The sequence below is a fragment of the Ammoniphilus sp. CFH 90114 genome (assembly GCF_004123195.1).
Lineage (GTDB): Bacteria > Bacillota > Bacilli > Aneurinibacillales > RAOX-1 > YIM-78166.
Window position 1 is genome coordinate 394,133 of sequence record NZ_SDLI01000001.1, and the last position, 20,541, is coordinate 414,673.

Annotated in this window: 17 protein-coding genes; 15 read left to right on the forward strand and 2 right to left on the reverse strand. The window is 44.0% G+C overall.

Annotated elements, in window-relative coordinates; translation table 11 throughout:
* Positions 1 to 3 precede the first annotated feature (3 nt).
* The 15 genes from EIZ39_RS02115 to EIZ39_RS02180 all read left to right on the forward strand — a co-directional run bounded on the left by EIZ39_RS02115 (position 4) and on the right by EIZ39_RS02180 (position 18,031).
* Positions 4 to 2,424: a sugar phosphate nucleotidyltransferase gene (locus tag EIZ39_RS02115; RefSeq protein ID WP_129196903.1), complete on the forward strand. Its 2,421-nt coding sequence runs from the start codon at positions 4 to 6 to the stop codon at positions 2,422 to 2,424.
* Positions 2,425 to 2,438: 14 nt separating this feature from the next.
* Entirely contained in the window at positions 2,439 to 4,406 is a 1,968-nt protein-coding gene (locus tag EIZ39_RS02120; RefSeq protein WP_129196905.1) for a glycoside hydrolase family 15 protein, read from the forward strand.
* A 237-nt stretch (positions 4,407 to 4,643) separates the two neighbouring features.
* Positions 4,644 to 5,099: a signal peptidase II gene (lspA, locus tag EIZ39_RS02125; RefSeq protein ID WP_129196908.1), complete on the forward strand. Its 456-nt coding sequence runs from the start codon at positions 4,644 to 4,646 to the stop codon at positions 5,097 to 5,099.
* 2 nt (positions 5,100 to 5,101) lie between these two features.
* Positions 5,102 to 6,028 (forward strand): RluA family pseudouridine synthase, encoded by a 927-nt coding sequence (locus EIZ39_RS02130; protein ID WP_129196911.1) that lies wholly within the window; start codon positions 5,102 to 5,104, stop codon positions 6,026 to 6,028.
* Between the two features lie 362 nt (positions 6,029 to 6,390).
* Entirely contained in the window at positions 6,391 to 7,680 is a 1,290-nt protein-coding gene (locus EIZ39_RS02135; protein ID WP_129196914.1) for a dihydroorotase, read from the forward strand.
* Between the two features lie 27 nt (positions 7,681 to 7,707).
* Entirely contained in the window at positions 7,708 to 8,808 is a 1,101-nt protein-coding gene (locus EIZ39_RS02140; RefSeq protein WP_129196917.1) for a carbamoyl phosphate synthase small subunit, read from the forward strand.
* Complete coding sequence (carB, locus tag EIZ39_RS02145) at positions 8,792 to 12,010, forward strand: carbamoyl-phosphate synthase large subunit (protein ID WP_129196920.1); 3,219 nt, start codon at positions 8,792 to 8,794, stop codon at positions 12,008 to 12,010. Before EIZ39_RS02140 ends, carB begins: the two co-directional genes overlap by 17 nt.
* Positions 12,003 to 12,797 carry a dihydroorotate dehydrogenase electron transfer subunit gene (locus EIZ39_RS02150; protein WP_129196923.1) on the forward strand — a complete coding sequence of 265 codons (795 nt, stop codon included), beginning with the start codon at positions 12,003 to 12,005 and terminating at the stop codon, positions 12,795 to 12,797. Before carB ends, EIZ39_RS02150 begins: the two co-directional genes overlap by 8 nt.
* On the forward strand, positions 12,794 to 13,714 hold the full coding sequence (locus tag EIZ39_RS02155; RefSeq protein ID WP_129196925.1) for a dihydroorotate dehydrogenase: 921 nt from the start codon (positions 12,794 to 12,796) through the stop codon (positions 13,712 to 13,714). Before EIZ39_RS02150 ends, EIZ39_RS02155 begins: the two co-directional genes overlap by 4 nt.
* On the forward strand, positions 13,711 to 14,424 hold the full coding sequence (pyrF, locus tag EIZ39_RS02160) for an orotidine-5'-phosphate decarboxylase (RefSeq protein ID WP_483296004.1): 714 nt from the start codon (positions 13,711 to 13,713) through the stop codon (positions 14,422 to 14,424). Before EIZ39_RS02155 ends, pyrF begins: the two co-directional genes overlap by 4 nt.
* A 2-nt stretch (positions 14,425 to 14,426) precedes the next feature.
* A complete protein-coding gene (pyrE, locus tag EIZ39_RS02165) occupies positions 14,427 to 15,071 on the forward strand; it encodes an orotate phosphoribosyltransferase (RefSeq protein WP_129196928.1) in 645 nt (214 codons plus the stop codon).
* A gap of 71 nt (positions 15,072 to 15,142) precedes the next feature.
* A complete protein-coding gene (locus EIZ39_RS26335; RefSeq protein ID WP_164984855.1) occupies positions 15,143 to 15,286 on the forward strand; it encodes a hypothetical protein in 144 nt (47 codons plus the stop codon).
* 136 nt (positions 15,287 to 15,422) lie between these two features.
* Positions 15,423 to 16,265 carry an ABC transporter ATP-binding protein gene (locus EIZ39_RS02170; protein WP_129196930.1) on the forward strand — a complete coding sequence of 281 codons (843 nt, stop codon included), beginning with the start codon at positions 15,423 to 15,425 and terminating at the stop codon, positions 16,263 to 16,265.
* On the forward strand, positions 16,198 to 16,980 hold the full coding sequence (locus tag EIZ39_RS02175; protein WP_129196933.1) for an ABC transporter permease: 783 nt from the start codon (positions 16,198 to 16,200) through the stop codon (positions 16,978 to 16,980). The genes EIZ39_RS02170 and EIZ39_RS02175 overlap by 68 nt, the downstream gene beginning before the upstream one ends.
* A 49-nt stretch (positions 16,981 to 17,029) precedes the next feature.
* Positions 17,030 to 18,031 carry an aliphatic sulfonate ABC transporter substrate-binding protein gene (locus EIZ39_RS02180; protein WP_129196936.1) on the forward strand — a complete coding sequence of 334 codons (1,002 nt, stop codon included), beginning with the start codon at positions 17,030 to 17,032 and terminating at the stop codon, positions 18,029 to 18,031.
* A 52-nt stretch (positions 18,032 to 18,083) separates the two neighbouring features.
* Here the strand turns inward: EIZ39_RS02180 and EIZ39_RS02185 are convergent, their stop codons facing one another.
* Together EIZ39_RS02185 and EIZ39_RS02190 are read right to left on the reverse strand one after the other, a co-directional pair.
* Positions 18,084 to 18,587: a hypothetical protein gene (locus EIZ39_RS02185; protein ID WP_129196939.1), complete on the reverse strand. Its 504-nt coding sequence runs from the start codon at positions 18,585 to 18,587 to the stop codon at positions 18,084 to 18,086.
* Positions 18,588 to 18,659: 72 nt separating this feature from the next.
* Entirely contained in the window at positions 18,660 to 20,369 is a 1,710-nt protein-coding gene (locus EIZ39_RS02190) for an Rqc2 family fibronectin-binding protein (RefSeq protein ID WP_129196942.1), read from the reverse strand.
* Between the last annotated feature and the right edge of the window lie 172 nt (positions 20,370 to 20,541).

Consider the following 20,541-nt stretch of genomic DNA (forward strand, 5'->3'; position numbering starts at 1 on the left):
AGCATGAAAGCGGTCATTATGGCAGGTGGAAAGGGCACTCGTCTTCGTCCTTTAACGTCAAATATGCCAAAACCTATGGTTCCTTTACTTGGGCGGCCATGCATGGAATATATTATAGAGTTGTTAAAGCGTTATGGTATAACGGAAATTGCAGTGACGTTACAATACCTTCCAGAATCTATCAAAAGTTATTTTGGTGATGGGTCCGATTTTGGAGTCCATATTGTCTATTTCGAAGAAAGTCGCCCATTAGGAACAGCTGGAAGTGTGAAAAATTGTGAGGAGTTTTTAAATGACCGCTTTCTTGTAATTAGTGGTGATGCTTTAACCGATTTTGATTTGCAGCGAGCGCTTGACTTCCACGCTGCTAAACAGGCGACAGCTACTCTTGTTCTCACCCAGGTAGATAACCCATTGGAATACGGCGTCGTCATGACAAATGAAGAAGGAAATGTGACACGTTTCCTAGAAAAGCCAACTTGGAGCGAAGTATTTAGTGATACGGTAAATACAGGGATTTATATTATAGAACCAGAAGTATTAGAGCTTTTTGAGAAAGATATTGAATTTGATTTTAGTAAAGACCTATTTCCAATGTTGCTGTCTCAAGGGAAAAAACTAATGGGGTATGTAGCTGAAGGATATTGGTCTGATATTGGCAATCTTGAGATTTACCGTACAGCACAATTCGATCTATTAGACGGTATCGTTGAAGCAAAAATTAAAGCCAAGGAGTATGCGCCAGGTATTTATGCAGAAGGAGATGTTTATATTGCCCATTCAACACAAGTAACTGCCCCTGCTTTTATTGGGAGAGGAACTTTAATTGAAGGTGGCGCAACAATTGAGGGCTACACAATCACTGGCAGAAATAACATCATAAAGGAAGGGGCGCTGCTAAGCAAAGCAATTCTATGGGACCATAATTTCGTAAGTAGCAAAGCAGAGGTTGTGGGCGCTACCATTTGTCATCGGACATTGCTCGGTGAGGGTTCACAAATAGCTGAAGGCGTTGTGATGGGGGATGACTGTCGGATCGGTTCTAAAGCCCATATTAAAGCAGGGGTGAAGATATGGCCGAATAAGGATGTGGAAAGCAATTCTACGGTTCACTCTTCTCTTATTTGGGGGGTTAAGCTGTCCAAAGCTTTATTTAGCTCATATGGTATTAAAGGGATTTCCAATATTGATATTACTCCGGATTTTGCTGCCCGATTGGCTGCAGCGATGGCTAGCGTATTTAAACCCGGTGCTACCGTGAGTTTAAGCAGTTGTACCCACTCATTTTCCCGATTACTTAAGATGTCTATGATGGCGGGCCTGAATGCTGCGGGACTTCATACGGTTGATTTTGGTCCTACCATTTCAGCTGCGGCTAGGTATGGTGTGAAAGCTTATTCCACGGATTGGGGAGTGCATATTCGAACGGGAACAGAGCAGAACGGGGAGACCGTGATCGAAGTACTGGACCATCAAGGATTACCTATATGCAAAAATACAGAAAGAAAAATTGAAAATTCCTATTGGCAGGAAGACTTCTCTAGGGCCACCGTAGACAAAGTGGGAATGCACCGTCTTCACCCTGTTCTCGCTGATGATTATATAGGGGCCTTGAAACGAGGAATACCAGTAGAGCAAGTGATGTCTAGCAAATTTCAATTGGTTCTTGACTATGATTCTACCGTATTAGGACAATCAGCGATGTCTCTGTTGTCTAGTATGGGGTGCCGTGTCATACAAATGAACTCAGATGACCGATCTCACTTAGGGGAATTAATCGAGACCGTGAAAAAGAATAAGGCTGATCTAGGTGTCCGAATGGACCGCGATGCTAGGAAGTATACATTCGTCACGGATGAAGGAAAAGCCATCAGTGATGATATGATGATTGCTTTACACCTATTGATTCACAGCGATCAGGAAATAAAGGGGACGGTACGATTAGGTATTCCGGTTAGTGCACCTCGAGAAATAGAACGATTAGCTACCCAACTCAACACGGAAGTGTTGCGTACAAAGGAAAGTGCCAGGGAAATGATGCAGGCAGTCCGAAGCATTCCCTTCCAGCCTTTATTTGATGCACTCTATAGTATGGTCAAAGTCATTGGTTATTTAGCTGAGAAGAGACTGCTGTTATCCGATCTCATGCAGGGGTTGCCTTCTTTCCATATGGCTCGTCAAGCTGTATTCTGCGACTGGAAGAACAAGGGCAAGGTGATGCGCATGATGATGGAAGAGACGAAGGGAAAACAAGTTGAATTATTAGATGGAATTAAAGTTTATGACTCAGACGGTTGGGTCCTCATTATGCCGGACATGGATCAGCCTCATTTTCGTGTCATTACTCAGGGGGCTTCAAAGGAAATTGCTTCTACGCTTGCTAAGACTTATGCCGAGCGGATACAAAAATATCAAACCATATAGGATGTGATGCATTTATGCCCCGACCCCTGGTAATTGGAAACGGGAAGATGCTCATTAACTTCGACTCTTCCTTAAATATGCGGGACTTGTACTATCCCTATGTCGGCCAATTAAATCAAATCGGTGGTTATTTCTCGAGAATTGGTGTATGGACCCCCGGCCATTTTAGCTGGTGTCAAGAAGAGGGCTGGGAGATCCAATTGAGTTATTTGCCTGAGACGTTAGTCACTCATGTTGTTGCAGAGAATAAACGCATGGGAGTTCGTTTAACGATCGAAGACGCTGTTCACCAGCGAGAGACGATTTATCTTAAGAAAGTTAAAGTGATGAACTTGAGCAATCAAGCTCGAGAGATTCGCTTGTTCTTTAACCATGATTATAGTATTAATGAAACCGAGGTAGGGGATACGGCTCTGTTCGATCCCATACTTAGAACGGTTTATCATTATAAGAGAAATGTTTATATCATGATCAATGGAAAAACCAAAGACCAAGGGATATATGAATACAGTACGGGGGTTAAACGGTTTAATCACGCCGAGGGGACCTGGCGAGACGCGGAAGATGGTCAACTATCAGGCAATCCCATTGCCCAAGGCTCGGTAGATAGTACGGTTAGCTTTCAACTCTACGTTTCCGGGAATCAAGAGGAGTCATTATGGTATTGGATTTCTATTGGCAAGACGTTGAGTGAGACTAAAAAGCTGAACCAGTACGTGTTGGATAGCCATCCGGATTCTTTAATGGAGAGAGTGAAAGTTTATTGGCAACGCTGGGTGAACAAAAGTAATCGTTCGTTTGGCAATCTTCCCGAGGAAGTCGTCCAAATGTATAAAAAGAGCTTGCTTGTTGTTCGAACCCAGACGGATCAGCATGGTGCTATTGTTGCTGCCAATGACTCCGATATCTTGCAATATAACCGCGATCACTACAGTTATATGTGGCCGCGAGATGGGGCGCTGGTGGCCTATGCGATGACCAAGGCAGGGTATGAAGGCATGGTTAGTCCTTTCTTTGAATTTTGCTCTAGAGCTTTAACCGATGAGGGCTACCTGCAACATAAATATAATCCAGATGGCTCGGTCGGTTCGAGTTGGCACCCGTATGTCAATAACGGGAAGTTTCAATTGCCGATTCAAGAAGACGAAACCGCATTAGTACTATTTGCTCTCTGGGAGCACTATAGTCAGCATAAACAGATTGAGTTCTCTCAATCTCTTTATGCCGAATTGATTCGTCCCGCAGCAAAATTTTTAACTCAATATGTGGATGAGCGAGTCAACTTGCCGAAGGCCAGCTACGACTTGTGGGAGGAACGGAGAGGGATTTTTACCTTTACAGCTTGCAGTGTGTATGGTGGTCTAATGGCTGCCGCCAAATTTGCATCGCTATTTGGAGACGACCGCAGGTGTAATCGTTATAAGGAAACGGCTGAACGTATCCGTGAGGGTATTGAGAACTATTTGTATGATAAGCAGATTGGTCGCTTTATCCGTGGTATCTACTTAGACGCCGATGGATCAATTACGAAAGATTTAACTCTCGAAAGCAGTTTGTATGCCTTGTTTGCCTTTCAGGTATTCGACCCTACAGACGAACGGGTCGTAAGGACAATGGAAGCAGTTGAAAAGGGATTAACGGTTCATTCGAAGGTAGGGGGAATATGTCGCTACCAGAATGACTACTACTTCCAAAAATCTCAAGATATAGCCAATATTCCAGGCAACCCTTGGATTATATGCACCCTATGGATGGCTGAATGGAGAATTGCTAAAGCGGTAACCCTTGAAGACTTAGAACAGCCTCTAGAGACGTTTAGATGGGTCGTATCCAACGCATTAGAAAGCGGGGTGCTTCCGGAGCAATTGGATCCTTATACGGGGAATCCTCTCTCTGTCGCCCCATTAACCTGGTCACACTCCACCTTTGTGCTAGCTGTTCTTAAATATTTAGATAAATATGAGGAACTGAAAAGAGATTAAGAAAAAGACTAAATACCCAACTATCCTGGTTTAGTTTTGTAATTGCTAGGTGGTGGGTTTTTTTTTGATATAGCCAGTTTTTGGGGTATCAACGAAATGGTTGAGACCCTTATTTGTTTTGTATAGGGGAATTGGCGGTTCATTTATTTCCTTCTGCCTTGTTCCCTGAGAGTGCCTATGCTAAAATTCTATTATTGTGCCCAGAAGAAAGCTATTGGGAGCTTGGAGGTTATTGACTTGCTTTACTATATTATTGCTTTGATCGTGTTTGCACTAGATCAGTTGACCAAGTGGATTGTGGTAAAAAATATGGAACTTGGGCAATCGATTCCCCTGCTCGAAGGAGTCTTCCATTTTACTTCCCATCGAAATCGTGGGGCTGCATTTGGGATCCTCCAAGATCAGCGGTGGTTCTTCATCGTAATCACGCTATTTGTCATGGGTGGAATCATATATTATTTACGTAGCTTAGGGAAAGATAAACCCATGTTTTCCTATGCACTTGCTCTTATTTTAGGTGGTGCAGTAGGGAATTTCCTAGATCGCTTGTTGTTTGGAGAAGTCGTAGACTTCTTGGATTTTACCTTGATTAATTTCCCTATATTTAACATTGCTGACTCAGCAATTGTAATTGGCGTAGGTCTCATGATATGGGATACGATTTTAGAAATGAAGAGAGAGAGAAGGGGTTAAGTATGTCCGCGTTCGAACTATATGACTGGGTTGTTGAACCTGGTGAAGAAGGCGAGCGAATTGATAAGTTCTTGGCGGAAGCTAGTGAGGATTGGACTCGATCCCAGATACAAAAGTGGATAAAGGATGGTTTAGTCCATGTGAACGGCGAACCGGTCAAGGGCAACTATCGTCTGAGCACTGAAGATGAAATTACACTCAAGGTCCCACCAGCAGTAGAATTAAATATTCAAGCTGAAGAGATGGACCTGGATGTGGTCTACGAGGACGCTGATGTCATCGTAGTAAACAAGCCTAGAGGCTTGGTTGTGCATCCTGCAGCCGGTCACTATTCAGGTACGCTAGTCAATGGACTTATGCATCATTGTAAAGACTTATCCGGTATTAATGGTGTTCTTCGCCCCGGTATTGTCCATCGGATTGATAAGGACACCTCTGGATTAATTATGGTTGCTAAGAATGACAAGGCGCATTTATCATTAGCGGAGCAGCTTAAGGATCATACGGTCAATCGGAAGTATATCGCTCTAGTGAATGGAGTGATTCCTCATGAGAAAGGAACGATAGATGCACCGATTGGAAGGGATCCGAAGAACCGTCAACAGATGGCGGTCGTGTTTGAAAATGCCAAGCATGCCGTCACCCATTTTGTCGTTATGGAGAGATTCAAACAGCATACGCAGGTGGAATTAAAGCTGGAAACAGGACGGACTCACCAGATTCGCGTACATATGAAATATATCGGTTACCCCCTCGTTGGGGATCCAAAGTATGGGCCAAAAAGTGTCGACCCTCGAATCGAAGGTCAAGCTCTTCATGCGGGAACATTAGGGTTTCAACATCCTAGGACTGGTGAGTATTTAGAATTTACGGTCCCTGTTCCAACTGACATGGTGGAATTAATGGAACAATTGCGTCAATTAGGATAAGAGTTGACAGAAGTCGAAGTTCATGGCATACTTTTCTTAAATTTTATAGCAAGAACCTTTAAAATCAGTCCTGTGAGGCTGACAAGGTTGTCGGATGCATTTGTAGACGGGTACTCGTCTACATAATAGAGGGTTGTTGTACGCAATTTTACCCTTTATTTCATGCTACACGTAGGCTTCCTGTCAGTGACAGGAAGCCTTTATTTGTTTCCTGACACTTAAAAGACCTAAGGATTAACACGTGCAGCCATTCCCTACCTTGTATAAGGATAAGAACAAATGTCCAGATAAGTATGAGTTCTGAACCATATTCTGGACAGTTCGTGACATACTAAGAGGAATAAAAGAGGAGGATATATGATATGGGAATCTTAATTAAAAATGGAAAAATACTAGATAACGGTGAGCTAGTCCAACGCGATATCTTAATCATAGACAACGTAATTTCGAAGATTGCAGAACAAATTGAAGACCAAGGCTACAAGGAAATCGATGTTAAAGGAAAATTGGTTTCCGCGGGGTTTATTGATATGCATGTCCATTTACGTGAACCGGGATTTGAAGCGAAAGAAACCATTGCTACAGGAACAGCAGCGGCTGCGCGAGGCGGATACACAGCAGTAGCTTGCATGCCGAATACGAAGCCTGTGACCGATCGGGTGGAAGTAGTGAAATATATTAAAGACAAGGCTGCTAAAGAAGGGGTTGTCCGAGTGCTCCCTATCGGCAGTATTACTCTTCGAGAGTTAGGCGATGAGCTGACAGACATGGCTGCGATGAAAGAGGCAGGAATTGTGGGAGTATCTGATGACGGTGTAGGCGTTCAGAGCAGCCGTATGATGAAAGAAGGAATGAAAAGAGCAGCTGAGCTGGGACTTCCAGTTATCGCGCATTGTGAAGATGATACCCTTGCTAAAGGTGGATCTGTCCATGAAGGTATTTTTGCAGAGAAGAACGGATTAAAAGGGATTCCGAACGAAGCTGAATCTATTCACGTAGCTCGAGACATTATGCTAGCAGAAGCAACAGGCGTTCACTATCATGTTTGCCATATTAGTGCAGAGCAATCTGTGAGACATGTACGCTATGCAAAGCAGTTAGGGTTGAAAGTAACTTCAGAGGTGTGCCCACACCACTTGTTGCTAACAGACGAAGATATCCCAAGTCTTGATTCTAACTACAAGATGAACCCGCCACTTCGTTCTAAGAAAGATCGTGAAGCCCTAATTCAAGGATTAAAAGACGGCACCATCGACATTATCGTTACGGATCATGCTCCACATACAGAAGAAGAAAAGAAAAAGGGAATGGCCTTAGCACCATTTGGAATCGTTGGATTAGAAACTGCTTTTCCTCTATTGTATACCCATCTTGTACTAGGCGGAGAGTTTACCTTAGAAGAAATCATTGAAAAGATGACGAGAAAACCGGCTGAGCTCTTCGGACTTCCTTGGGGCCGATTGGAAGAAGGAGCAGAAGCGGACTTAACCATCATTGATTTAGAAACCGAGCGAGAAGTGAATCCGCAAGAGTTTGCTAGTAAGGGGAAAAATACACCTTTCACAGGATGGAAGCTGAAAGGCTGGCCAGTCATGACGGTAGTAGCTGGATCTGTTGTATGGAAGCGCGATGAGGTATTGAAAACCGTATAAAAATCGTAAAAAGAGAGGGTGGAGCGAATGTTAGCTAGACTAATTTTAGAAGATGGTACAGTGTTTGCTGGAAAAGCGTTCGGATCAACAAAAGAATCCTACGGAGAAGTCGTTTTTAATACAGGAATTACAGGATACCAAGAAGTTCTTTCTGACCCTTCCTATTGTGGTCAGATCGTCACGATGACCTACCCATTGATTGGAAACTATGGGATTAATCGAGATGATTTCGAATCGGTAAGACCGTTCATTCATGGTTTTGTTGTAAGAGAGCATTCGCAAGATCCGAGTAACTTTAGAAGCCAGCAGACATTAAATTCCCTATTACAGGAATATGACATACCAGGGATTAGCGATATCGATACACGCAGATTAACCCGCAAAATTCGTCAATATGGAACGATGAGAGGGGTTATCACCACATCGGATGTAAAGGTAGAGGAATTCCTAGACCAGCTTCAGAAATCCGGCAACATGAATGATCAAGTTTCTCGAGTCTCCACAAAGAGTGTGTTTACAGTACCTGGCCGCGGCCCAAGAATTGTGGTTGTAGACTTTGGTTCGAAGAGTGGAATTCTACGTGAATTGACAAAGCGTAATTGTGATGTGATCGTTGTTCCTTATAATACAACGGCTCAAGAGATTAACCGACTTCGACCTGATGGAATCCTATTATCCAATGGACCGGGGGATCCAAAAGATGTGGGTGTCGCTGTAACCATGATTCAGGACATCTTAGGAAAATATCCTCTGTTCGGGATTTGTTTAGGACACCAACTGTTTGCCTTAGCGTGTGGAGCGGATACTGAAAAAATGAAGTTCGGACACCGCGGTGGAAATCAACCCGTAAAAGAATTAGCGACAGACCGTACATTTATTACTTCTCAGAACCATGGATTTGCTGTGAAAAAAGATTCTTTGGTTGACACAGATCTTGTGGTTTCGCATATTGCCATTAACGATGACACCATTGAAGGACTAGAGCACAAATCTCTACCAGCGTACTCTGTTCAGTATCACCCTGAAGCTGCACCAGGTCCATATGACTCAGGATATTTGTTCGATCGTTTCCTAGATATGGTAGAGCAGCATAAGAAGGAGGTAAACCCATATGCCATTACTCGCTAATATAAAGAAAGTTCTTGTGATTGGTTCCGGCCCTATTGTAATTGGACAAGCAGCCGAGTTTGATTATGCCGGCACACAAGCTTGTGAAGCTCTTAAAGAAGAAGGATTAGAGGTTGTCCTGATCAATAGTAATCCTGCAACCATTATGACCGATACGAATATGGCAGATAAGGTTTACATTGAGCCTCTTACTGTAGAGTTTGTTTCTCGTGTCATTCGTCAAGAGAAACCTGATGGATTATTGGCTACCCTTGGTGGACAGACCGGCTTGAACTTAGCGAAGGAATTGGCTGAGGCGGGTATCTTGGAAGAAGAGGGAGTTGTTCTTCTCGGTACTGACCTAGAGGCTATTACCAAAGCAGAGGACCGTGATTTATTCCGTGCTCTAATGTATGAAATAAACGAGCCTGTACCAGAAAGTGACATTATCACCACCGTTGAGGACGCTGTAGCTTTCGCTAATCGCATCGGCTATCCGATTATTGTCCGACCAGCTTATACGCTAGGTGGAACCGGAGGCGGTATCGTTCATGATGAGGAGAGCCTTCGTGAAACGGTAGCGAGTGGATTGAAGTACAGCCCAATCACTCAATGTCTAGTGGAGAAGAGTATTGCTGGCTTTAAAGAAATCGAGTATGAAGTCATGCGTGATAACAAAGGGAATTCCATTGTGGTTTGTAATATGGAAAATGTGGATCCTGTCGGTATTCACACGGGAGACAGTATCGTTGTGGCACCGAGCCAAACTTTATCTGACCGGGAATACCAAATGTTGCGTTCGGCTTCCCTTAAAATTATCAATGCATTAAACATTAAAGGCGGATGTAACGTTCAGTTAGCTTTAGATCCGTACAGCTTTAATTACTATATTATTGAAGTAAATCCGCGTGTAAGCCGTTCTAGTGCCTTGGCTTCTAAGGCTACTGGTTACCCGATTGCCAAGATGGCAGCAAAAATTGCGGTTGGATATACCTTGGATGAATTAGAAAACCCAGTTACGAAGCGTACCTCTGCTTGCTTTGAACCATCTCTTGACTACGTGGTAACGAAGATACCAAGATGGCCATTTGATAAGTTTATTTCAGCTAACCGTAAACTTGGAACCCAGATGAAGGCTACCGGTGAGGTTATGGCCATTGGACGAACCTTTGAGGAGTCTATCCTTAAAGCCGTTCGTTCTCTTGAAGTGGGTGCCTACCACTTAGAGTTAAAAGAGGCTAAGGATGTTTCTCAGGAAGAATTGGAGAGAAGACTCGCTGTAGCTGATGACGAGCGGATCTTCTTGCTGATGGAGGCCTTCCGCCGAGGAATGACAAGAGACCAAATTCATGAATTAACAAAGATTGACCACTTCTTCCTAGTCAAGTTTGAACGCATCGTTGCATTCGAATCCAAGCTTCAGAATGAATCTTTAGATTTCGAACTTCTTCGTGAAGCTAAGCGTCTTGGATTTGTAGACCGAAAAATTGCGGAATTAACAGGTTTAACAGAAGCTGACTTGCGTAAACAGCGTAAGGAACAAGGTCTTGTGCCTGTATATAAGATGGTGGATACTTGCGCGGCTGAGTTTGAAGCTGAAACTCCTTATTACTATTCTACTTATGAAGAAGAAGATGAGCGCGAAGAAACAGGGAAGAAGCGAGTCATCGTCCTTGGCTCTGGACCGATTCGTATCGGACAAGGAATTGAGTTCGACTATGCGACAGTACATGCGGTATGGGCGATTAAAGAAGCCGGGTATGAGGCCGTTATCGTCAACAACAACCCAGAAACAGTATCAACAGACTTTAATACCTCCGATCGCTTGTACTTCGAGCCATTATTTATTGAAGATGTATTAAATATTATTGATGCGGAGAAGCCAGAGGGCGTCATTGTCCAATTCGGTGGACAGACAGCGATCAACTTAGCAGAAGCTCTTGTTCAAAATGGGGTTCGAATTCTAGGTTCAGATCTAGAAAGTATTGATACCGCAGAAGACCGTGAAAAGTTTGAGAAATTGCTTCGTCAATTAAACATTGCCCAACCGTTAGGCAAAACAGTCACTAATGTGGATGCTGCAGTAGAAACAGCGAATCAGCTAGGATATCCTGTCCTCGTTCGTCCATCTTATGTCTTGGGCGGCCGCGCAATGGAGATTGTTTACAACGAAAAAGAGCTTTTAAGCTATATGGAGCAAGCTGTAAAGATCAATCCTCAGCACCCCGTGTTAATTGACCGTTATATGTTGGGAAGAGAAGTGGAAGTCGATGCGATCTGTGATGGAGTAGACGTACTTATCCCTGGAATCATGGAGCATATCGAACGTGCAGGGGTTCACTCCGGTGACTCGATTGCGGTATATCCTCCGCAAAGCATCAGTCCTGAATTGAAAGACCAAATTATTAAAATTACAACGGAAATTGCTTTGGGCTTAAAAGTAAAAGGTTTAGTGAATATCCAGTTCGTTATCCATGATAATCAAGTGTATGTTATTGAAGTAAACCCACGTGCCTCTAGAACCGTTCCATTCCTAAGCAAGGTAACGGGTATTCCGATGGCTAACTTAGCAACGAAGGTGATTATGGGACACACTATTGTGGGCGAAGGCTTTACTCCTGGATATCATCCTGAGGCAGAGCATATCTCGGTTAAGGTTCCTGTGTTTAGCTTTGCGAAGCTGCGTCGTGTAGACATTACACTTGGACCTGAGATGAAGTCAACGGGTGAAGTGATGGGACGTGACAAGAACTTGTCTAAGGCCATCTATAAGGGATTAGTCGCTTCCGGAATGAAGATTCCTGTACATGGAAGTGTACTTGTTACCGTAGCTGATAAAGACAAAGATGAAGCAATGGAACTGATTCGAGGCTTCTATGATCTTGGCTTTAAACTAATGGCTACGAGCGGAACGGCAGCTATGCTTGAAGAGGCAGGTTTCTCTGTTACAACCGTAAACAAAGTCACAGAAGGTACACCGAATCTCTTAGATCGTATTCGTAATGGGGAAGCAAGTATCGTCATCAATACCCTAACTAAAGGAAAAACACCTGAACGTGACGGTTTCCGTATTCGTCGCGAGGCTGTAGAAAATGGAGTGGTATGTCTGACTTCCCTTGATACCGCAAGAGCTCTTCTGCGTGTCATTGAGACCATTACATTTGGTACGGAATCTATGCCGTCCTTTATCCAGCCAAAACGGGAGGCAGTAATTCATGGATAAAGGATTTCTGAAAGTAATAAGTAATGAGCCAGTGGCGGACCGGGTTTTCCGGATCCGCCTTCAAGGCGACTTGGTGAAGTTAATGGATTCCCCTGGACAATTCCTTCATGTGAAGTGCGGCCCTGGGATCGATCCCCTTCTACGCCGACCTATAAGCATTTGCGATGTGAATCTAGAAACAGCCACCCTAGACATGATTTATCGTGCTGAGGGATCTGGAACCAAGATCTTAAGTGAATCCGTTCCTGGTGCAGAAATTGATATCCTAGGTCCTTTAGGAAATGGATTTCCTATTCAGCATCGTAAAGAAGGGGAGCATGCCTTGCTCATCGGTGGGGGTGTAGGGGTTCCGCCTTTATTGTATTTAGGTAAACGCTTGGTTGCTATGGGAGTGAAAGTGACAAGTGTGATCGGGTTTGGTACTGCTGAACAGGTGTTTCTAGAAGAAGAACTCGGGCAGTTAGGAGAAGTCTATGTAACGACGATAGATGGATCCAAGGGACATCAAGGTTTAGTCACGCACTTATTAAACGATCAGTATGGATTGGGGGATGACGCCTGGGATGTTCTTTATTCCTGTGGCCCGTTCCCGATGTTGAAGGCTCTACAAGATCGCTATAGCGGGACGGATAAAGAAGGATATCTTTCACTTGAACAGCGTATGGGCTGCGGAGTAGGTGCTTGTCTCGCGTGTGTATGCCCGTCTGCAGAGGGTTCAAAGAAATCCTATTATAAGATTTGCTCAGATGGTCCTGTGTTTGAGCTTAGGAAGGTGGTGTTATCATGACCACTTCCCGTCTAGAGGTTAATATAGCAGGAATTACGATGAAAAATCCGGTCATGCCGGCTTCAGGTTGTTTTGGGTTCGGTCGGGAGTACTCCAAGTTTTATGACCTAAATAAGCTTGGAGCCATTGCAGTAAAAGCGACGACCGTAGAAGAGCGCCAAGGCAATCCTACTCCTCGTGTGGCGGAGACGCCAGGGGGAATGCTTAACGCTATTGGCCTACAGAATCCAGGGGTTGAACAAGTCATAGCAGAAGAACTCGCATGGCTGGAACAATATAAAGAGCTTCCGGTAGTCGTTAACATTGCCGGGACAACAACGGAAGACTATGTTGAAGTAGCAGAGCGAATTTCTCAGGTAAGCAATGTGTCCGCGTTGGAGCTCAATATCTCTTGTCCTAATGTAAAATGCGGGGGAATAACGTTTGGAACGGATCCTGTCATTGCAGCTGAGTTGACGAAGGAAATCAAGAAGGTTAGCAAGGTTCCCGTGTTTGTCAAACTGTCTCCGAATGTAACGGACGTCGTATCTATTGCCAAGGCAGTAGAGGAAGCCGGTGCTGATGGATTAAGCATGATCAATACGTTACTTGGAATGCGCATTGACTTACGCACAAGAAAGCCGATCTTAGCCAACCAAGTTGGAGGCTTGTCTGGACCTGCTATTAAGCCGGTTGCCATCCGCATGATCTGGCAAGTAAGTCAGCAGGTTAAGATTCCGATTATCGGAATGGGCGGAATCGGATCGGCTGAGGATGTTATTGAGTACTTCCTTGCAGGAGCATCGGCTGTGGCTGTAGGGACCGCTAACTTCGTAGATCCTTATGCTTGTCCAACCATTATTGATGATCTAGAAGCTTGGTTAGATAAAATGGGAGTTCACTCCATAAATGAACTGATTGGAGCCGGTTGGAAATGATGACGGTGAAGGATCGAATCATAATAGCGCTAGACTACTCCAAGGCTGAAGAAGCATTAGCGTGTGCCAATAAACTGCAGGGAACAGCGAGCTATGTCAAGGTAGGGATGCAGCTCTACTATGGCGCTGGACCAACTGTTGTTGGCCGCTTAAAGGACATGGGTTTTAAAGTATTCGTCGATCTTAAGGTCCATGATATTCCGAATACAGCGAAGGGAGCGATGAAAAGTCTAGCGGCTCTTGGTGTAGACATGGTAAACGTCCACGCAGCTGGCGGTAAGGAAATGATGATGGCAGCACGTGAGGGATTAGAACAAGGGGCGGGCAAGGGTCGTCAACCGTTGTTAATCGGCGTAACGCAACTGACGAGCACAACACAAGAAACGATGAACCAACAGATCGGCATAACAGGTTCCATTGCGGATTGTGTAAAGCACTATGCCATACTAGCAAAGGAAGCAGGCCTCGATGGCGTGGTCGCTTCTCCACTTGAAGTTCCCTTGGTGAAAGAAAGCTGTGGGGATTCATTTATCACGGTCACCCCCGGCATTCGTCCAGCCGGAGCAGATGTAGGGGACCAAAAACGGATTACAACGCCTGAGATGGCCTTTGAATTAGGTTCAGATTATATTGTCATTGGCAGACCCGTGACTCAAGCAGCAGACCCTGCTGCTGCGATGTCGCAAATCATAGAGAATAGTGAGGGATAAGAATGGAACAGCGTGAAAAACAGATCGCAAAACAATTACTAGAGATTGGTGCTGTGCATCTTCGTCCGGATAACCCTTTTACATGGACTTCAGGACTTAGATCCCCTATCTACTGCGATAATCGCATGACCATGTCTTATCCAGAAGTACGTGCTTCTGTAGCTCGTGCCTTTGCAGAACTTGTTCGAGAGAAGTATCCCGAGGCAGAGGTCATTGCAGGTACAGCCACGGCGGGGATTCCTCACGCGGCATGGGTAGCGAATGAGCTTGAATTGCCGATGATCTATGTTCGTGACAAAGCGAAAGGCCACGGCCGCAACAACCAGATTGAGGGTGTACTGCGTGAGGGCCAGAAGGTAGTTGTAATCGAAGATTTAATTTCGACTGGTGGCAGCTCTATTAAGGCTGCAGATGCCGTAAAAGAGGCTGGTGGACAGGTGTTGTCTGTTTTAGCTATTTTCTCCTATCAGTTTGATAAAGCAGAAAAGGCCTTTAGCGATGCTGGTTATCCAATGGACACCATCAGTAATTATACTGCGTTACTAGAGCAGGCGAAGGAACAAGGAATTCTACAAGAGGAACAGGTCACCGAGTTAGCGGGGTGGAGACTAAATCCTGAAGCGTATACGGCAAAGTGGAATAGTTAGGAATAAATAGGATCAGCTCTCTATGGGTAAAGTATAGATGAACTCTACCTCTACCTAGGAGATGATAGAAGATGGAACAGAAAAAAGTGAAGACCGAAGGATCCATTCAAGACATGGTCAAGTATACAGCTCTAGACAAGCAGACAATTGAACAAGCAATAAACGTAGTGGAACAGGCAGCTAATATTGATGTTGAGGTTCCTGAAGAGAAATAGGAGAGCTAAAGGCTCTCCTATTTTTTTTGTTTATTAAAATATCAATTGACACAAACCAAAAGATGCTTATAATAAAACCTATAATTCCAAGTGGGTAACTCATAAATAAAGTTGGTTTAGGGGGGAGGGTTCACACATGCAAGTCGTATTAGAATGGGTCAACAAGATATTTGACAAGGAAAATTCCCAGAAGTTGCAAGTCTTACAGGATGTTAATCTTACGATTAATCCTGGTGAATTTCTCTCTTTAATTGGGCCGTCAGGTTGCGGGAAGTCAACCATCTTAAATATAATTGCCGGATTAGATTTTCCAACCTCAGGACAGGTAAAGGTAAACGGAATTCCTATCAAAGGACCTGGAATTGACCGCATTGTCGTGTTTCAAGAGTCCGGATTATTTCCCTGGATGAATGTGTTGGACAATGTGATGTACGGTTTATTGTTGAAGAAGATTCCACGTCGTGAGGCGGAAGAGAAGGCTGTGGAAGCGTTGCGTATGGTTCACTTGGCTCGGTTCGCTAAATCTTATCCGCATGAGCTGTCGGGCGGGATGAAACAACGCGCAGGGATTGCTCGTGCACTGGTTATGGATCCGGATATTCTGCTGATGGATGAGCCGTTTGCTGCACTGGATGAACAAACACGAATGGTACTCCATCATGAGTTGCAAGATATTTGGGAAAAAACAGGGAAGACTATCATTTTTATCACCCACAATATTAGAGAAGCGGTTATGCTATCTCAGCGCATTGTTCTAATGGGAACGAGACCCGGGAATTTGAAAAAGGAATTTAAAGTAGAGGCTGTTCATCCTCGTGATCCTTCAGACAGTGTATTGGTTCACCTAGAGAAGCGAATAATGGCCGGTTTAAAAGAAGAGATGGAGAAAGTCTTGAAGGAGGAAATGGGCGATGATTACAGTCTTAAGAAGGGTTCTGTTTCTAGGGATCCTCTTTACAATATGGGAAGTAATATCTAAGTCAGGCCTATTTCCCTCCTTTATGTGGCCGCCGTTGCTTATTTCGAGTCATGGAGAAGCAACGGTATTAGGAACATTGGTGAGTGGCATTATCAGTGGACAGATACTAAAAGCCACAGGACTAACACTAGCTCGTCTAGCCGTTGGGTTTAGTATTGCGATTACTCTAGGACTGATTATGGGCTACTTCATTGCTCGATATAAATGGGTAGATGATACGCTAGGGTTCCTCATTACGGCATTGCAGTCCATTCCAAGTATTGTGTGGCTGCCGTTAGCCATTATGTGGTTTAAGCTTGGAGAAGGATCCATTCTGTTTATTGTCACCATTGGAGCGACCTGGACGATGACCGTTACTTCAAGTACAGGGTTTAAGAATGTTCCCCCTCTCTATTTACGGGTGGCTAAGACGATGGGATCGAGCGGAATTCACCTGTTGAGAACGGTGATCTTGCCAGCCTCCATTCCACACTTGATCTCGGGGATGCGTGTAGCTTGGGCCTTCGCTTGGAGAGCCTTGATGGCAGGAGAATTGCTGGGGGGAAGCGGAGGCTTAGGACATCTATTAGAGATGGGGCGCGCCTTGCAGTCCATGGACTTGGTGCTTTCTGTCATGATCATCATAGGTGTAGTTGGAACGATTATGGACAACCAAGTATTCTTACGGATGGAACGCTCTGTCATGAGAAGATGGGGAGTTCAAGCCCGGTTATAAGAAAATTTATAAGTTTTATATGAGTAATATATAAGAGGGGTCGGTTGACATGAAGAAGAGATGGAAGAGTTTGATTAGTGGTTTAGCGATTACTGCCTTACTAGCTACAGGATGTGGAAATAACGTAGAAACAGGAAAAGCAGCGGAAACAGTACGCTTAGGATACTTCCCTAACTTAACTCATATGGCGGTGATTGTAGGACTAGAAAAGGGCTTTATTAAAGAGGCATTAGGTGAGGTTGCCCTCGAGACGAAGAACTTTCCAAACGGTGGCTTGTTCATGGAAGCTATGTCAACTGGACAAATTGATATCGGTACAGTAGGACCTGGACCCGCTATGAATAATTATCTGAAGAACCCTGCTCATCAGGTCTTGGCTGGAGCAGTAAACGGAGGAGCAGTACTCGCGGTACGCGGAGACGCTGAGATTACGAGCTTAAACGACTTGGACGGTAAGCGTATTGCCATTCCGGTAATTGGTTCGACACAGGATATTATGCTGCGTAAGGCACTGCAAGAAGTAGGACTTAAAGTAAAGTCCAGCGGTGGAACGGTAGACATGATTGCTCAAGCTCCTGCGGATACGGCGGCTCTTTTCCTACAGAAGGATGTAGATGGAGCGGCTACTCAAGAACCTTGGGGAGTGAATCTTGAGCAAAAAGCAGGGGCAAAAATTCTATTGAATTGGGATCAATTTGCATGGGGCAAAGAATCTACTAATACTGTATTGGTAGGAACGAAAGTCTTTACGGAGACAAACCCCGAGTTAACGAAAAAGATCTTGAAGGCTCACCTTCAATCCATTGAATTTATTCAGCAAAACCCTGAAGAAGCAACACAATTGCTCATTAAGCACATCAAAGATTTAACAGGTAAAGAGTTAAAGGAATCAGATATTAAAGCCGCTATGGAACGAAGTGTTGTCACTTCTGAAGTGAATGAGGAAGTCTTAAAAGAGATGGCTCAAATTAGTAAAGAAGCGGGTTATACGCAAAACGACAATATCGATGGTTTCATTAACTTAAGCTATTTAGAGGATGCAAAAAAATAAGGAATAGAAAAACCGGCAACTCTCGAGAGCTGCCGGTTTTTTATTTTATAAACTATTTTTTGCTTAATTCAATCAAACCTAGGATCTTCAATGCCTGAAATTCCTCCGGAGAAAGTCTAGAAAGGAGAGTTTGTTTAATCTCTTCCTTTTCTTCGGATGTTAGCCCTCCTTGTGCCTTAGAAGCAAGACTGGATAACTCATTCAACGTAAATTTAGTTAGAAGGAATTTCATTGCCTCCTCACGGGTAGAGAAGAGAAGACTAGGGCTAGCAGATGCTGGTTTTGAAATGGCTGGTTGCTCCTGACCTACTACAGGAGCCTCAGGAACAGAAGCAGGGGCTTGTTTCTTCATTTGTTCTAAAGCTTGCGTCCCGCCATGCTCCTCAATGGCTTGTTGGATGACCGGATCGTCTAGTAATTGTTTTACTTCGTTCGGTGTCAGCACTTCCTGTGTGACTTGATCCATCATTTTCTCCGAAACATAATTCATTCCTATTTTATATCCAGCAAAGCCAAGGATGGCGAGTGCCCCGATCGATATGATCCATTTTTTCATGAGCTTCCCCTTCTCTCCCATTTTTCTCTTTATATATAAACGCCTTAAACTAGAATTAGTTTCACCGCCAAGTTAATTCTTTTGACGAAGTGTTCGAACAAGCTCTTCATCTGATGATACATAAATTGTTTTCTGTTGCTCGTAAATGACGTAGCCTGGCTTCGAGCCGCTAGGTTTGCGTACGTGTTTTATAAGCGTATAGTCTACAGGAATTTGGTTAGACCCCCGAGCTTTACTGAAGTAGGCGGCTAGGGAAGCAGCTTCCTTTAAAGTATTCTCCGTAGGTTCCTTAGATCGGATGACGACATGGGAGCCAGGGATATCTTTTGTATGGAGCCAAGTTTCCATAGGGTGAGCGAGTCGGTTGGTCAGGTATTCGTTTTGCTTGTTATTTTTTCCAACTAGAATCTCTATCCCGTCAGTCGACAGGTATTTCTCGAGATGTGGCTTTTCCGGTTTCTTCTTTCCTTTCTTTCCTCGGAAGCGAAGATAGCCTTCTTCTACTAATTCTTCGCGAATCTCTGCTATGTCTTCTAGTGTTGCATACGAAAGCTGTTGAACCAGTCCGTCAAAGTATTCAAGCTCTTTTTCTGCTAATTCGATCTGCTCTTCGATAACATGAAGACTATTTCTCGCTTTATTATATTTTCGGTAATAGGATTGAGCATTTTCTGCAGGGGTCTTTAAAGGATCAAGTGGAATGTCTATCATGGAGCCTTCTTCATCATAGTAATTCACAACACGAGCCACATGCTCTCCTTTTTTTAACTCATGCATATAAGCTGTTATCAATTCTCCGTAAAGCTTCAATTGGTCAGCCTCTTGAGCTTCCTTTCTTGTTTCTTCTAGCTTTAGAATCTTCTTTTCATTCTTATCCCGCTCATTCGATACAAAGCGAATCAGATCATGAGCTTTTTGTCGGACGGCATCACGTTCCGCCCTGCGCTCAAAGAAAGTTTGCAGACAGCTGTGAATCGTTTCAAATTCTTTCTTTGCGCCATCTAAATGGGTAAGATCGGTTATGGAGAAATAGGCTTTATCTCCTTTGGTTACGATTTGCGGTGTGTATAGTCCATCACGTACATCAGTCATAAGGTTTTGGAAAGACTCCCACAACTTGTCACGGTCCCCTAGTGGAGAACGATGGACGATTTCTTTTGCGATGAGCGGACTCACGCCACTAAACCGGTCAACAATTTGCTTGTCTAGCTTTCCGGCATTGTAATCGAAGGATTGAATAAACTGCTCTTTATTGCAAAGAAGTGGATTCTTTTTCCCTTGTTCTGGTGGAGCAACATAAGGTCTGCCTGGAAGGACAACGCGGTGCGTACTCATGGCTGGGGTAACATGATGGATCCCATCTAAAATGAGATTGCGTTCTACATCCAATAAGATAATATTGCTATGTCTTCCCATGATTTCCACGATAATTCTGCGCGTCTTCCAATCTCCTAGTTCATCTCTGACCTTCATATCAAGATGGATGACCCGCTCCATCCCAACTTGAGAAATGCGGTCTATAATGGCCCCTTCGCAATGCTTTCGAAGAAGCATACAAAACATAGGAGGCTCTGTTGGATTAGAGAAAGTTTCATCACTTAGATGGACTCGTGGAAAGGTGAGACTAGCTGAAATGAGTAATCTTCTGTTCTCTCCTCCAGCTCGAATCTGAAGAATAATATCTGTTTCTGTTGGTTGGTAAATCTTTGAGATTCGGCCACCCTCAATTGTTTTCTTGCATTCATCTACCACTGATTTTGTAACTAAACCGTCAAATGCCATCGTTGTTCACTCCCCTCCGAACGAATTCTTCCGACAAGTATAAACCAAAAGAAGAGCGAGGTAAAATCAAATCATTTTTTAATGCTTGTCTGAATATGTTAGCTAAGGAAGATCAACAAAGGAAAGTACCAGATTAAGGTGTTAGATTTAAGGAGGAGAGGTGGAAAAGCAG